Below are 15,336 nucleotides of genomic sequence, written 5' to 3' on the forward strand. Positions count from 1 at the left end.
TTACATTATTAATATTGAACCTTAAAATCATGAAAAAACCACTTATTTTTTTATTCGTATTATTTATTCAATTTGTTAATAGTCAAGAGCTGGCTTTGGTTAAAAAGAACGCTAAAATTGGATATATATCTAAAGATGGAAACTTTAAAATTGAGCCTCAATACAAATCAGCAAAAAGTTTCTCTGAAGGTTTGGCTGCAGTAGAAGACAATGGGAAATGGGGTTTTATTGATACAAAAGGAACTTGGATTATTCCGGCTGCTTTTAAGGATGCCAAAGACTTTAACAGCGGAATCGCAGTAGTACAAAAAGATAAGGATTGGGTTTATATTGATACTAAAGGAGAAATTCAAAAATCGCCTGCTACAGATAAAGTTTTTGATTTTAATAACGGAGTTGCTTTTTTTAGACAAGCAAACAAAGTGGGATTAATCAATTCAAAAATGACTGTTGTTCTCGAACCAAAATACGATCAGATTAAACCGTTTGAAAATGGTTTTGCCAGAGTTGAAAACAACAAAAAATGGGGAATTATAAATACTGCCGGTAAAGAAGTGGTAGAACCTGCTTATGACGAAATAGGGAATTATTTTAAAAACACAACATGGGCACGAAAAGATAAAACTTTTGGAATCGTAAGTTCCGGAAATTTTATTGTGGTAGATGGTGCCGAAAAAATCTGGGATTTTGATACTCAGGATTTAACATATGCTAAAAAGAACGGAAAAATTGGATTCATTGACTTAAGAGGAAACTGGACTATTTTACCTATTTATGATAAAGCAAAATCATTCTCTAAAAATCTTGCTCCGGTTTGTGTAGGTTCTAAATGGGGATTTATTAACCCAAAAGCTGAATTTGTTATTCCGCCAACGTATAGTGATGCAGAAGTTTTTAGTTCAAACGGACTGGCTCCTGTAAAAGAAAAAAATTGGGGATTTATCAATGAAGATGGTAAACTGGTAATCCCAACGCAATACAGCATAACTGCAAACGGATTCGTAATTGCTCTTTTTGTGCAACAAGACAAAGGATTTATTAATGGTGTTGCAAGAGTGAAAAATGAAGGAAAATGGGGATTTCTTAAACCGGACGGAACTGTATTAGGAAACCAATGGTTTGAAAATGCGGAACTTTTTTCGCAAACAAAAGAAAAAAATAGTCCAACTGAAATCGCTGCTGAAAAACCAAAATCAGAAACAAAACCTGCAGCAAAGGCAGAAACAAAACCAGCGACTAAACCTGTTGCAAAACCAGCAGCTAAAAAGAAGAAATAATATATTAGCCAATAAAAATAAATTCCACAGATATGAAATGTGTATTAGTAACAGGCGGTTCAAGAGGAATTGGAAGTGCTGTTTGTAAAAAATTAGCTATTGAATCCAGTTATCATATTCTGATTAATTATCACTCGAACAAAACTGCTGCCGAAGAAACACTTCAGGAAATACAAAAATTAGGTGCAACCGGAGAAATCTTAGGTTTTGATGTTTCTAATTATGATGAAGTTCAAAAAACATTAACACAATGGCAGGAATCAAATCCGGAAGCAATTGTAGAAGCCATTGTAAACAACGCCGGAATTACAAAAGATGGTCTTTTTATGTGGATGAGCCCTGAAGACTGGAACGGAGTTGTGAACACAAGCTTAAACGGTTTTTTTAATGTTACGCAATTTTTTATTCAAAAAATGTTGCGCAATAAATATGGCCGAATCGTAAATATGGTATCCGTTTCAGGCGTTAAAGGAACGGCCGGACAAACCAATTATTCGGCAGCAAAAGGTGCAATTGTTGCAGCTACAAAAGCGTTAGCGCAAGAAGTTGCCAAACGAAATATTACTGTAAATGCTGTAGCACCAGGTTTTATCAGAACAGATATGACCAGCCAGTTAGACGAGAAAGAATTATTAAAACTAATTCCGGTAAATCGTTTTGGTGAAGCCGAAGAAGTAGCAGATTTGGTAAGCTTTTTGATTTCAAAAAAATCAAGCTACATTACAGGAGAAATTATCAATATAAATGGAGGGATTTATTCTTAATAGTTCCTATGTTTGCGAGACTATTTTAAGTTTTTTAAAACGTCGAAAATTGCGAGATTAAATAAAATTACACTTTAAGGATAAAAAATACTTTGAAAGACGATGAATAAGAGAGTAGTAATTACTGGAATGGGAATTTATTCTTGTATCGGAACTTCTTTAGATGAAGTAAAAGAATCTTTATACAACGGAAAATCTGGTATTCAGTTTGATTCTGAAAGAAAAGAATTTGGTTTTCAGTCTGCCCTTACGGGAATGGTCCCAAAAGCAGATCTAAAAAACTTATTGACCCGCAGACAGCGTATGAGTATTGGTGAAGAAACCGAATATGCTTATATGGCTACGATCGAAGCTTTGAAAAATGCTAATATAGATGATACTTTTTTCGACAATCGCGAAGTAGGAATCATGTACGGCAATGATAGCGTCTCAAAAGCTATTATTGACGCCACAGATATTGTTCGCGAGAAAAAAGACACGGCATTAATAGGTTCCGGAGCCATTTTTAAATCGATGAATTCTACGGTAACGATGAATTTATCTACGATTTTTAAACTCCGCGGAATCAATCTTACCATTAGTGCAGCTTGTGCAAGTGGTTCACATTCTATAGGTTTGGCTTATTTTTTAATAAAAAGCGGTTTTCAGGATATTATTATTACCGGAGGAGCACAGGAAATCAACAAATTTGCCATGAGCAGTTTTGATGGTTTAGGTGTTTTTTCTGCCAGGGAAAATGAACCTGAAAAAGCTTCACGCCCATTTGATGCTGATCGCGACGGATTAATCCCTAGTGGCGGCGGAGCAACTTTAATTCTTGAAAGTTATGAATCTGCCATTGCAAGAGGAGCAAATATTATTGCCGAAGTTGTAGGTTACGGGTTCTCATCAAACGGAGGGCATATCTCAACTCCAAATGTTGAAGGTCCGTCTATAGCCATGCAACGAGCACTTGATGACGCACAACTAAAAGCAACCGATATTGAGTATATAAATGCACATGCTACCTCAACTCCGGTTGGAGACGGAAACGAAGCAAAAGCAATCTTTGAAGTCTTTGGTGAGAAAAATCCGTACGTAAGTTCAACAAAATCAATGACCGGACACGAATGTTGGATGGCCGGAGCAAGCGAAGTAATCTACTCTATCTTAATGATGCAGAACGATTTCATAGCTCCAAACATTAATTTGGAGAATCCTGATGAAGATGCAGCCAAATTAAATTTGGTCAAAACTACTTTAAACAAAAAATTTGACATATTTTTGTCCAATTCCTTCGGGTTCGGAGGAACCAACTCTGCGTTGGTGGTTAAAAAGTTTAAATTGAACGATGAATAAAGAAGAGATTATAGCAAGAATTAATGGTTTTTTAGTTGATGAGTTTGAAGTAGATAATGATGATATTGAACCAGATGCTAATTTAAAAGACACACTTGGGTTAGATAGTTTGGACTATGTTGATTTAGTAGTTTCAATTGAGGCTAACTTTGGCGTAAAACTGGTTGAAGTAGATTTTGTTGGAATTGCTTCTTTCCAAAGCTTTTATGATCTTATCGAAAACAAATTAAAAGCCAAAACTGCTTAATGAGCAAATGGGATGGCAAATCAAAAGGAACTGTTTTAGGGTATAGAATATTCGTTTTTTTAATAAAAAAAGCGGGTGTAAAAGCTGCCTATGTTTTACTTTATTTTGTTGCTTCATACTATTTTTTATTTCTAAAGAAAAGTAATAAAGCAATTTCTTATTATTTTAAAGAAAGACTAAACTACTCCTGGCTCAAATCTAAAACAATGGTTTTCAGAAGTTATTACACTTTTGGACAAACCATTATTGATAAAATTTCCATTTCGGCAGGAATGCGAAACAAATTTACCTATGAATTTGACGGAATTGAAATCCTGAAAAACCTTCTGGCAGAAAAAAAAGGCGGCGTTTTAATCAGTGCTCATATTGGAAATTTTGAAATCGCCGAACATTTTTTGGGTGATATCGATATTGATTTTCAAATTAATCTGGTTACTACAGATCTCGAACATTCTGCTATTAAGAATTATCTCGAAAGCGTTACCCAAAAACCTACCGTTAAGTTCATCATTATCAGAGAAGATTTGTCTCATATTTTTGAGATTAATGCCGCTTTGTCTAAAAATGAACTGGTTTGCTTTACCGGCGATCGCTATTTTGAAGGAACCAAATCACTTTCTGAAAAAATTATTGGACAGGAAGCACACTTTCCTGCTGGCCCGTTTTTAATCGCTTCAAGATTAAAAGTTCCTGTGGTTTTTGTATATGTAATGAAAGAGCCAAACCTGCATTATCACCTTTATGCACGAGAAGCGATAGTCAAACACCGTGACGAAAAAGGACTCTTAAAAGCATATATCGAAAGCGTAGAATCTATGCTGGCAAAATATCCTCTACAATGGTTTAACTACTTTGATTTTTGGAATCAAGTGAAATAAAATCTCGTCTATAAAATCTGCGTGAAAAAATATATAACACATAGAAACATAGATTTTATATTGCGTTTTGAGGTAGTTTTAAAAAATCAAGATTTTATCACATAGCCTTACGACAAGCTATGCGGTAATATTTTAAAATGAAATGTCTTTGAAAAGCTCCAGAGGAGCATAATATTTATAGATAATATATACGTTGTTCATGCTAAAGCTCCAGCGGAGCGATATCTATTGATGCTCTAAATATTCACCCCGATGAGGCTAATTGAAATATGAATATTAAAATTTCTGTTTCAAAAAAACCACAGATTAAAAGATTAAAATGATTTTGTTTCACGCAGATCACACAGATTAGAGCAAATTTAATTTTAGATTCTCATTAAATTAATCTGTGCTTATCAGCTAAAATCTTTTTAAATCTGCGTGAAAAAATAATTCGTGAATTCGTAGCAAAAAAGTAAAATCATTTAATTAAAAGTCGTTCTTTTATACTTTACAATTCTTAAAGTACGGTATGCAGGAATTTGACACGATTATAATTGGTTCCGGAGTTGGAGGATTATCAACTGCGATATGTCTTGCAAGAGCCGGACAAAAAGTTTTGGTACTCGAACAACATTATGTTCCCGGAGGCTGGAGTCATAGTTTTACTTTGCAAGGACAGCGTTTTAGTCCCGGCGTTCATTATGTTGGACAACTTGAAGAAGGACAATCTACAAACGAATTGTATCGCGGTTTAGGAATTGCCAATGATATGGTCTTTTTCCGAATGAACAAAAATGCCTATGAACATTGTTTGATTGGAGATGAAACTTTTGATCTTCCGGCTGGTGTCGAAAATCTCAAGCAAAAACTTTCCTCCCATTTTCCGCACGAAGAAAAAAACATTCACGAATATCTTTCACTCATCGAAAAAGTGAGTTACGAACTGCAATTGATTCCGAAACTAAAAGGATTCTGGCAGAATATCACCGTACCCTTTCGCACCAAACATTTCGGGAAATTTGCCCTTTTCCCTTTAAAAAAAGTAATTGGCTGGCATGTAAAAGATCCAAAACTAAAAGCGGTATTAAATATTCAGTGTGGCGATCACGGACTTCCACCAAGTCGGGCTTGTTTTCCTGTTCATTGTTCTGTAATGAGCCACTATTTTGATGGCGGTTTTTACCCAATGGGCGGCGGCGGCGGAATCGTAAAAGCCATGACAAATGGTGTAAAAAGACATAACGGAGAAATTCGCGTAAAACAAAACGTTCGTAAAATCATTATCGAAAACAAAAAAGCAATAGGCATTCAGCTTGAAAATGGAGAGGAAATTCGAGCAAAAAATATTGTTTCGAATGCTGATCCTTCTATAACTTATCTAAATTTAATAGATAAAGAACACCTCAGCAAATCGCTTCTTAAAAAACTCGACAAGACAAAATATTCTGTTACTTCCTTAATTCTATTTTTGACACTCGATATTGATGTTACCTTATATAATATCGATTCCGGAAATTTCTGGATGATGAAAGATGAAAACGACGATGCTAATTTCGAAGATTTAATGAGCAGTAACATCGATTCAGGAGATTTATTTCCTTCTGTTTTTATCAGTTGCACAACGCTCAAAGATCCCGCAAGTTTTAACGGACGTTATCATAATTTTGAAATTGTAACCTATGTGAATTATGATCATCTTAAAGATTTTAATGGTTTAGAAGATTATCACAACGAAGAGTATAAAATATTCAAAGAAAAAATCATCGATAAACTGATGAACAATATGGAGAAAATAATCCCGAATGCGAAAAAATATATTATTCAGGCAGAATTAGGAACTCCAAAAACCAATGAATTCTATATTAATTCGACAAAAGGAAATGTTTACGGAACCGAAAAAACATTGAATCAGGTTGGACCTTTCTCGTATAAAAACAAAACCGAAATCGAAAATCTGTTTCTTTGTGGCGCTTGTACTTTATCTCATGGCGTTGCAGGAGCGACATATTCTGGTGTTGCAGCTGCGGCAGCAATTTTGGGTTGCACATCTGATGATTTATTAATTGAAGATGAAAACCAAAAAATCAGAATTTATGATGCCGAAGATTCCGCTACATGGCCAGATTGGGTACACACGAAACGAACAGATAAAATAAGGAAATTCGTTTAAAAAAAATACTTATTTTTGCGCAACCACCAAAGCCATCCACCCAAATGAAAAATGTTCTTGTTATTTATTATTCACAATCCGGACAATTAGAAGAGATTGCACGCAATATTGCAAAGCCTTTTTTGAATTCAGAAGAAATAAATGTAACGTTTCACGAAATACAATTAGAAAAACCTTTTCCTTTTCCTTGGGATAAAGATTCTTTCTTTGATGCCTTTCCTGAATCTTTTCTTCAAATTCCAAGAGAATTAAAACCTGTTCCTGGAGAAATTTTAAATACAAAATTCGATTTGGTTTTATTTCATTATCAGGTTTGGTATTTATCGCCATCAATTCCAATCAATTCATTTTTGAAAAGTGATGATGCTAAAAAAATATTAAATAATACGCCTGTTGTTACCATAAGTGGTTCCCGTAATATGTGGATTATGGCACAGGAAAAAATCAAAACGTTACTAAAACAAGCCAATGCAAAATTAGTAGGTAATGTAGCTCTGGTAGACAGAGTTGGAAATTTAATTAGTGTAATCACGATTGTAGAATGGATGTTCTCCGGAGTCAAGAAAAAATATCTGGGAATTTTTCCTTTACCGGGAGTTTCTGCTAAAGACATTCAGGAATCAGATAAATTTGGAGAAGTCATTGTTTCTGCGCTAAAGCAGGATAATTTTGAAGATTTACAGCCAAAATTACTTACAATTGGCGCTGTAAAAATTAGTCCATATTTAGTAACTGTAGATAAAACCGCAAATAAAATTTTCAATAAATGGTCAAATTTGATTTATAAACATCAAAAAAACAGAAAACAGCTTCTTAAAGTATTTAATGTTTATTTATTCCTCGCAATATGGTTAATCTCACCAATAGTATATATATTGCACCTTATTACCTACCCATTTAAGTTAAAAACCATAAAAAAAGAAACTCAATATTATCAAGGAGTTTAAGAAGACGAAATTAGATTATGTTTGAAGTATATATTACCAAGGCCGCAAAGTATTTGCCAAATGAAGCTGTCTCTAATGAAGAGATGGAAGATTATTTAGGACTCATTAATGATGCCGCTTCTAAAGCAAGACGCATTATTTTGCGCAATAATAAAATTACAAGTCGTTATTACGCCATAGATAAAACAGGAAAAAGTACCCATAATAATGCTGAGTTAACACGAAATGCAGTTGTGCAATTGTTCGATGAAAATTTTACGGCACAAGATCTTGAAGTACTTTCATGCGGAACCTCAACACCTGATGTTTTCCTGCCTTCGCACGCTGCGATGGTTCATGGTTTATTAAAAAATAAATCGGTAGAATTAAATTCATCAACCGGGGTTTGCTGCGCCGGAATGAACTCATTAAAATTTGGCTTCCTTTCAATACGATCAGGAAATTCTAAAAATGCCATTTGTACTGGGTCAGAAAAAGTTTCGAGCTGGCTAAATGCTCAAATGTACAATCATGAAGCAGCAAATCTAAAAAGCCTTGAAGAGCAGCCAATTATTGCCTTCAAAAAAGATTTTTTACGTTGGATGTTATCTGACGGAGCCGGAGCTTTTTTATTAGAAAATAAACCAAAAGGACCAATTTCTCTAAAAATCGAATGGATGGAAGCTTTTTCGTATGCATACGAATTAGAAACCTGCATGTATGCCGGAGGTGATAAATTAGAAAATGGCGAAATTAAATCCTGGAGCGATTATCCGCCGGAACAATGGCTAAACGAATCTGTTTTTGCTATTAAACAAGACGTAAAATTATTGGATGAATTTATACTTTCTAAAGGAGCTGAAAGTATGAGTGATGCCATGTCTAAAAATAATATTAGTTCAGATCAGGTCGATTATTTTATTCCACACGTTTCTTCTAACTTTTTTGTCGAAGGATTAAAAAAAGGATTAGCCGAAAAAGGAATTGGAATGACGGACGAAAAATGGTTCATGAACCTTTCAAGAGTAGGAAATGTAGGTTCTGCCTCTATTTATCTGGCCTTGGAAGAATTGATGAATTCAGGAAATTTAAAAAAAGGACATCGTATTCTTTTATCCGTTCCTGAAAGCGGAAGATTCTCGTTTGCATATGCTTATTTAACCGTTTGCTAATGGAGACGACATTACTTTTAGAAAAAGAAGCTGTCGAAAATTTACTGCCGCAAAAGTTTCCTTTTGTGATGGTCGATAAAATGTATTCGTATACTGAAACCTCATTAGTTTCAGGATTTAAAATTAAAAACGATAATATATTTTTTGACAATGATACTTTTCTGGAAGCAGGTCTAATCGAACATATGGCGCAATCTGTGGCTTTGCACACAGGGTATCAGTTTTTTCTGAAAAATGAAACAGCTCCAACAGGATATATTGGTTCTATTAAGGAAATTGAGATTAAAAAACTGCCAAAAATCGATGATACAATTCAATCTACGATAACTATTTTGCAAGAATTTGCAGGAATTACTTTGGTAGATATTGTAACGTATTTAAATAATGAAGAAATTGCTAACGGACAAATGAAAACTGTTTTAGCGAAATGACAGCAACAATGAAAACCGGAGTTGATATACAAAATTATTTACCGCACCGAGCGCCAATGCTCATGGTGGATTTAATTCTGGACATAGATGCTAATTTTGTAGAGACCACCTTCCTGATCAAAAAAGATAATATTTTTATCGATAATAATATTTTTATCGAAGCTGGCTTAATCGAAAATACAGCACAAACCTGTTCGTCTATTGTAGGCAAAAAGTATTTTTTTGACGAAGACGGTACAGAAAATGAAAACGTAAATGTTCTTGGTTTTATCAGTGCGATAAAAAACCTTAAAATACATTTACTGCCAAAAGTTGGTGATACGATTATTACTAAAGCAACTTTGGTTTCAAAATTCTCAGGCGAAGATTATACTTTGTGTACCATGCAGTGCGAAAGTTTATGGGGACATAAATTACTTTTAGAATGCGAAATTAATTTGTTCATTCAAAAGACAATTTCGATTCCACAATAATTCCAATTGAAAATAAAAAATGTCATGGAAAAAGAAAAAGTACCACAAGACAAAAGCAACTTAACAAAAAACAATGTTAAAGAACTTTTGTATGCTACAGATGAAAACGGAGATTATACTACAACCTTAAGTACTGGCTGGGAACCTAAAACAATAGCACTTTCAAATTCTATTGAAGAAATAAACGAACGAATTGCCGAAGCTAAACAACTAGTAGAAACTGGTGAAGTAAGCCCAATTTGTTATTATATGGAAGTCAACAAAATGGATCTTACTATTTTATCTAGTTATGTTGGCATGTGGAAATGGCGTGTAAAAAGACATTTTAAACCTGCCGTTTTCGCCCAATTAAGTGATTCGATCCTAAAAAAATATGCCGATGCTTTTGAGATTTCAATAGCTGAATTAAAAAATATTAAAACAGACTAATGCAAATTAATTTTACACATCATCAATCTGCCCATTGTGAGAATGGAGTAGCTTCGAATTTGTTAAAAAACAACGGACTGAACATCAGCGAACCGATGGTTTTTGGTATTGGCTCTGGACTTTTTTTCGTGTATTTGCCTTTCATAAAAGTAAATCACGCGCCTGCAATTAGCTACAGAACTTTGCCTGGACAAATTTTTAATAAACTGGCTAATCGTTTAAATCTAAAAATAAAAAGACAAAAGTTTTCTTCTCCGGCAAATGCAAATAAAGCTTTAGACGAAAATTTAAAAAATAATATTCCAACAGGTTTACAAGTTGGAGTTTATCACTTGAGTTATTTTCCGGATGAATATCGCTTTCATTTTAACGCCCACAATTTAGTCGTTTACGGAAAAACCGAAACTGATTATTTAGTTAGCGATCCTGTGATGGAAACCGTGACAACTTTGACACACGACGAATTAGACAAAGTGCGTTTTGCCAAAGGTGCTTTTGCTCCAAGAGGACAAATGTATTACCCAATTCAGATTCCAGCAGCTGTTGATTTAAAAAGTGCCATTATAAAAGGAATTAAAAATACATGTCGCGATATGTTGGCGCCAATGCCAATTATTGGTGTCCGCGGAATTAAATTCGTATCGAAACAAATTAGGAAATGGCCTATAAAACACGGCACCAAAAAAGCCAATCACTATTTGGCGCAAATGGTTCGTATGCAGGAAGAAATAGGAACCGGCGGCGGAGGATTTCGATTTATATATGCGGCTTTTTTACAAGAAGCTTCGGTTATTTTAGGTAATGAAGAACTAAAAGTACTTTCTAAAGAAATGACCTTAATTGGAGATTCATGGCGCGATTTTGCCGTTGAAGCTTCCCGAATTTACAAAAACCGAAGTGCCAAAGAAGATGCTTACAACGCCATTGCCGATGAACTTTTGGACATTGCCAATCGAGAAGAAATCTTTTTCAAAAAATTAAAAAAAGCCATTAGCTAATATATTGAAACCCATCATAAAAATAGAATCCTTATCGAAAAAGTACAAAGATGCTGACCAGTATTCTTTGAATGATGTTTCGCTGGAAATAAATGAAGGTCAGATTTTTGGATTATTAGGCCCGAATGGTGCCGGAAAAACCACTTTAATCTCCATGCTTTGCGGATTGATAAAACCAACTTCAGGACATTTTACAATTGATGATTTAAACTATACGCATCATTCATCAAAAATCAAAAAAATTATAGGAGTTGTTCCCCAGGAATATGCTTTATATCCAACGCTTACAGCCAGAGAAAATCTGCATTATTTTGGGAGTATGTACGGTTTAAAAGGCGCTTACTTAAAAGATAAAGTAATCGAAACTTTAGATCTTTTGGGATTATTGAAATTCGCAGATAAACGTATCGAAACTTTTTCGGGCGGAATGAAACGAAGAGTCAATTTGATTGCCGGAATTTTACACAATCCAAAAGTGTTGTTTCTAGATGAACCAACAGTTGGAGTCGATGTACAATCTAAAAATGCGATTATCGATTATTTAAAAGTTTTAAATAAAAACGGAACTACTATTATATACACTTCCCATCATTTGGCTGAAGCCGAAGATTTCTGTACCAACATTGCCATTCTCGACCGAGGCAGAATTTTTGTACAAGGAACACCATCAAATTTAATTGCTTCGACAGAAAAAGCACAAAACCTTGAAGAAGTTTTTATTTCATTAACCGGTAAAGATTTTAGAGATGGTCAATAAAATTTGGATGTCGGTTGTAAAAGAATTCCTCCTGCTCAAACGAGATTTAGGCGGATTAATTATTTTATTTATCATGCCGTTGGTTTTAGTAATTACGGTAACTTTAATACAAGACAGTACTTTTAAAACGATTAGCGACAATAAAATTCCGATTTTATTAGTCGATAATGATCAGGGTTCTGTATCTAAAACGGTTTTTGACAATCTCGAAAAAAGCAATTTGTTTAGCGTTGTTACTCAAATTGATAATAAACCTATCACCGAAGAAGTGGCGAAAGAAGCCGTTTACAAAGGAAAATTTCAGTTGGCGATTATAATTCCGAAAAATCTAAGCATTGATTTGCAAACCAAAATCGATCAGAATGTTGAGAACATCATCAGCAAAATGGGCTTAGTAGAAACAGATACTACAGCACAAACTGAAAAGCCTAAAGTAATTAAAGAAAAAGAAGTGAAATTGTATTTTGATCCGGCGGTTCAAATGAGTTTCAAAAATGCCGTAATGAGTTCGATTGATAAAATGATTTCTCAAATCGAAACTAAATCAATTTACACCACTTTTCAAAATCAATTAGGAGAAGGAACAGCTGAATTTGAGCAAAAAAGTTTCATTACTTTCAAAGAAATAATTCCTAAAATCAACAACAAAGAAGTTCGTCCAAACTCGGTACAACACAACGTTCCGGCGTGGACACTTTTTGCGATATTTTTTATCGTGATTCCTTTGTCTATTAATATTGTAAAAGAAAAATCGCAAGGAACATTCGTTCGATTATTGACCAATCCGGTTTCTAATCTTGTGGTAATTATAGGTAAAACCATTACCTATTCGGTCATTTGCATGATTCAGTTTTATATGATGGTTGCTGTTGCGGTATTTTTATTTCCGCATATTGGCTTACCGTCTTTAAATATCGAAGGACATTTATTTTTAATGAGTGTCGTTGCTTTATTCTCTGGTTTTGCCGCCATAGGTTTCGGAATTTTATTAGGAACCGTAGCAAGTACACAAGAACAATCTGCACCGTTTGGCGCAACAAGTGTACTAATTCTTGCCGCTGTTGGCGGTGTTTGGGTTCCTGTTTTTGCAATGCCAACCATTATGCAATATATCGCAAAATCGTCACCAATGAATTGGGGATTGGAAGCTTTCTACGATGTATTATTACGTAACGTTTCTTTCCTGGAAATCATCCCAAAAATAAGTTTGTTATTTTTGTTCTTTATTATCACAACATCCATTGCCTTATTTTATGACAAAAAGAAAAGAACAGTATAACGAAGCCACTGCCCTAACCGTTTCTCACGAAATCAGAATTCGTTTTAACGAAACTGATCCGCTTGGAATTGTTTGGCACGGCAATTACATTACCTATTTTGAAGACGGACGTGAAGCCTTTGGACGCCAACACGGACTTACCTATTTAGATATTGGTAATACGGGTTATACAACTCCAATTGTAAAATCGAAATGCGAACACAAATTGTCTTTGCGTTACGGCGATGTGGTGACAATCGAAACAACGGTCGTAGACACACCGGCAGCAAAAATGATTTACCGTTTTAAAATTATAGATGCCAAAGGCGAAGTTGCCTGCACTGGCGAAACCGTTCAGGTATTTTTAGACAGCGACGGAAATCTAATGTTGACAAATCCTCCTTTCTATGAAGAATGGAAACGAAAAGTGGGATTGATAAAATAAAAATTCAAACACGAATTACACCCATTTTCACGAATTAAAAATTAATAAATCCGTGTAAATCTGTTTAATCCGTGAAATCTGTGGGCTATTTAGAAGCCAAGAAATAAAGATAAAATGATCAGAGAAGTATATATTAATGAAACGAATTGTATCACGCCTTTAGGATTTGATGTTCAATCGAATATTGAAGCGATTCTTCGTGGCGATTCTGGAATTCAATTGCATGAAGATGCTTCTTTAATGCCAATACCATTTTATGCTTCTATCATTAATGATGAAAAAATAAACACTGCTTTTGAAAAAATAAGTACTGAAACAAAATATTCTCGTTTAGAGAAAATGATGATTCTGGCTTTAGAGCCAATTATCAAAAGTTCGAAAGTAGAATTAAATTCAAAAACTGCTTTTATACTTTCTACCACAAAAGGAAATGTTACGGCTTTAAAAAATGACTCTGAAGAGAGTTTTAATAATGCGCATTTAGATGTTTTAGCTCAAAATGTTGCCGATTTCTTTCAATTCAAAACACAACCTATCGTAGTTTCGAATGCTTGTGTTTCTGGAATTTTAGCAGTTTCGGTCGCAAAGAGAATGATTCAGTCTGAGTTGTATGATAATGTTTTTGTTATTGCAGGAGATGAAGTTTCAGAATTTGTTTTGTCTGGATTTAATTCTTTTCAGGCAATGAGCGATTCACCTTGTAAACCGTATTCTAAAAACAGAACCGGTGTAAGTTTAGGCGAAGCAACCGCTGCTGTTTTAATTTCGGCGGAAGCCAAAAACGCTAAAATAAAAGTTATTGGAGACAGTTCTATAAACGATGCCAATCATATTTCGGGTCCGTCAAGAACAGGCGAAGGTTTGTTTAGAAGTATACAAAATGCGTTGAAAGAAGCCCAAATAGAAGTTGACAAAATCGATTATATTTCAGCACACGGAACCGCAACTCCGTTTAACGACGAGATGGAAGCCATTGCACTAAACCGTTTAAGTTTACAAAATGTTCCCATCAATAGTTTAAAAGGATTTTACGGTCATACCTTAGGCGCTTCGGGATTATTGGAAACGGTAATTGGGATTGAATCAGTAAACCAAAACATACTTTTTGAATCGAAAGGTTTTGATGAAATTGGTGTTAGTGAAGCTATTAGTATTATTGAGAAAAATAAAGAAGCGAGAATTGATTATTTTTTAAAGACGGCTTCTGGATTTGGAGGTTGTAATACGGCTGTGGTTTTTGAAAAGATGAAATGAGACGTTTAAAAAACATAGATATCGAGAAAAGTATAGCCAAGAGCAAACTGGTCTATTCTGAAAGCTGGTTTGATATATTTGACACCATAGTTCTTTTTGTGTTTTTTAGCTTTGGATTTATTTGTCCTTTTTTACTTTATTACGATCCATATCGAGATCATTCAAAAACGGGAACCGAATATTATCTTCTGTTTTTGGAGAGTCTCTTTTTTGCTTATACAATTTATCGAAAGGCGACTGAAAAACATCTTACGAAAATTGTAAGCAAATATAACGCTGAAAAAAATAGAACAATTATTACTGAATATTGTAAGAAATTAGGGTTTGAGAGAGCTGCAAATTCAAAAGAAATAATAATTTATAACAAATCAGACAATTACGGAATTAGTAGTTTATACAAGTCAAGCAGAATATTTATTCTAGACAAAAATAACATTTATATAACAATGATTAAAAAAGGTTATAAAACAAATTTTCCTGTTCTTTTTTCACAGTTACTTTTAAAAGCGGACATTAAAAAATTATGTTCTTAAAAAC

General features: G+C 34.2%; 17 protein-coding genes. All 17 read left to right on the top strand.

The features are described 5' to 3' along the window. The first annotated feature begins 29 nt into the window (after window positions 1–29). The 17 genes from BXU01_RS05170 to BXU01_RS05250 all read left to right on the top strand — a co-directional run bounded on the left by BXU01_RS05170 (window position 30) and on the right by BXU01_RS05250 (window position 15,332). Window positions 30–1,277, top strand: a complete 1,248-nt coding sequence (locus BXU01_RS05170) for a WG repeat-containing protein (protein WP_083692026.1) — start codon at window positions 30–32, stop codon at window positions 1,275–1,277. 32 nt (window positions 1,278–1,309) lie between these two features. Continuing rightward, on the top strand, window positions 1,310–2,041 hold the full coding sequence (fabG, locus tag BXU01_RS05175) for a 3-oxoacyl-ACP reductase FabG (RefSeq protein ID WP_083692027.1): 732 nt from the start codon (window positions 1,310–1,312) through the stop codon (window positions 2,039–2,041). Window positions 2,042–2,143: 102 nt separating this feature from the next. Beyond that, on the top strand, window positions 2,144–3,379 hold the full coding sequence (locus BXU01_RS05180; RefSeq protein ID WP_083692028.1) for a beta-ketoacyl synthase: 1,236 nt from the start codon (window positions 2,144–2,146) through the stop codon (window positions 3,377–3,379). Further along, the gene (locus BXU01_RS05185; RefSeq protein WP_055097667.1) at window positions 3,372–3,626 is read left to right on the top strand and encodes an acyl carrier protein; all 255 of its coding nucleotides are present in this window, start codon (window positions 3,372–3,374) and stop codon (window positions 3,624–3,626) included. Before BXU01_RS05180 ends, BXU01_RS05185 begins: the two co-directional genes overlap by 8 nt. After that, entirely contained in the window at window positions 3,626–4,504 is an 879-nt protein-coding gene (locus BXU01_RS05190; protein ID WP_083692029.1) for a lipid A biosynthesis acyltransferase, read from the top strand. The genes BXU01_RS05185 and BXU01_RS05190 overlap by 1 nt, the downstream gene beginning before the upstream one ends. A gap of 511 nt (window positions 4,505–5,015) precedes the next feature. Next, window positions 5,016–6,656: an NAD(P)/FAD-dependent oxidoreductase gene (locus BXU01_RS05195; RefSeq protein ID WP_083692030.1), complete on the top strand. Its 1,641-nt coding sequence runs from the start codon at window positions 5,016–5,018 to the stop codon at window positions 6,654–6,656. A gap of 44 nt (window positions 6,657–6,700) precedes the next feature. Then, the gene (locus BXU01_RS05200; protein ID WP_083692031.1) at window positions 6,701–7,603 is read left to right on the top strand and encodes a hypothetical protein; all 903 of its coding nucleotides are present in this window, start codon (window positions 6,701–6,703) and stop codon (window positions 7,601–7,603) included. Window positions 7,604–7,620: 17 nt separating this feature from the next. After that, window positions 7,621–8,754, top strand: coding sequence for a beta-ketoacyl-ACP synthase III (locus BXU01_RS05205; RefSeq protein WP_083692032.1), 1,134 nt, complete (start codon window positions 7,621–7,623; stop codon window positions 8,752–8,754). After that, window positions 8,754–9,185, top strand: a complete 432-nt coding sequence (locus BXU01_RS05210; protein WP_083692033.1) for a hypothetical protein — start codon at window positions 8,754–8,756, stop codon at window positions 9,183–9,185. The genes BXU01_RS05205 and BXU01_RS05210 overlap by 1 nt, the downstream gene beginning before the upstream one ends. Window positions 9,186–9,193: 8 nt before the next feature. Next, on the top strand, window positions 9,194–9,658 hold the full coding sequence (locus tag BXU01_RS05215; protein WP_083692697.1) for an ABC transporter permease: 465 nt from the start codon (window positions 9,194–9,196) through the stop codon (window positions 9,656–9,658). Window positions 9,659–9,682: 24 nt separating this feature from the next. Next, window positions 9,683–10,087: a hypothetical protein gene (locus BXU01_RS05220; RefSeq protein ID WP_083692034.1), complete on the top strand. Its 405-nt coding sequence runs from the start codon at window positions 9,683–9,685 to the stop codon at window positions 10,085–10,087. Further along, entirely contained in the window at window positions 10,087–11,085 is a 999-nt protein-coding gene (locus BXU01_RS05225) for a BtrH N-terminal domain-containing protein (protein ID WP_083692035.1), read from the top strand. Before BXU01_RS05220 ends, BXU01_RS05225 begins: the two co-directional genes overlap by 1 nt. 4 nt (window positions 11,086–11,089) lie before the next feature. Next, window positions 11,090–11,842: an ABC transporter ATP-binding protein gene (locus tag BXU01_RS05230; protein WP_083692036.1), complete on the top strand. Its 753-nt coding sequence runs from the start codon at window positions 11,090–11,092 to the stop codon at window positions 11,840–11,842. Beyond that, window positions 11,832–13,121 carry an ABC transporter permease gene (locus tag BXU01_RS05235; RefSeq protein ID WP_083692037.1) on the top strand — a complete coding sequence of 430 codons (1,290 nt, stop codon included), beginning with the start codon at window positions 11,832–11,834 and terminating at the stop codon, window positions 13,119–13,121. The genes BXU01_RS05230 and BXU01_RS05235 overlap by 11 nt, the downstream gene beginning before the upstream one ends. After that, on the top strand, window positions 13,096–13,545 hold the full coding sequence (locus BXU01_RS05240; protein WP_083692038.1) for a thioesterase family protein: 450 nt from the start codon (window positions 13,096–13,098) through the stop codon (window positions 13,543–13,545). The genes BXU01_RS05235 and BXU01_RS05240 overlap by 26 nt, the downstream gene beginning before the upstream one ends. Before the next feature lie 114 nt (window positions 13,546–13,659). Further along, window positions 13,660–14,799 (top strand): beta-ketoacyl synthase, encoded by a 1,140-nt coding sequence (locus BXU01_RS05245; protein ID WP_083692039.1) that lies wholly within the window; start codon window positions 13,660–13,662, stop codon window positions 14,797–14,799. After that, on the top strand, window positions 14,796–15,332 hold the full coding sequence (locus tag BXU01_RS05250; protein WP_083692040.1) for a hypothetical protein: 537 nt from the start codon (window positions 14,796–14,798) through the stop codon (window positions 15,330–15,332). Before BXU01_RS05245 ends, BXU01_RS05250 begins: the two co-directional genes overlap by 4 nt. Window positions 15,333–15,336 lie beyond the last annotated feature (4 nt).

Source organism: [Flexibacter] sp. ATCC 35103 (genome assembly GCF_001975985.1).
Lineage (GTDB): Bacteria > Bacteroidota > Bacteroidia > Flavobacteriales > Flavobacteriaceae > Flavobacterium.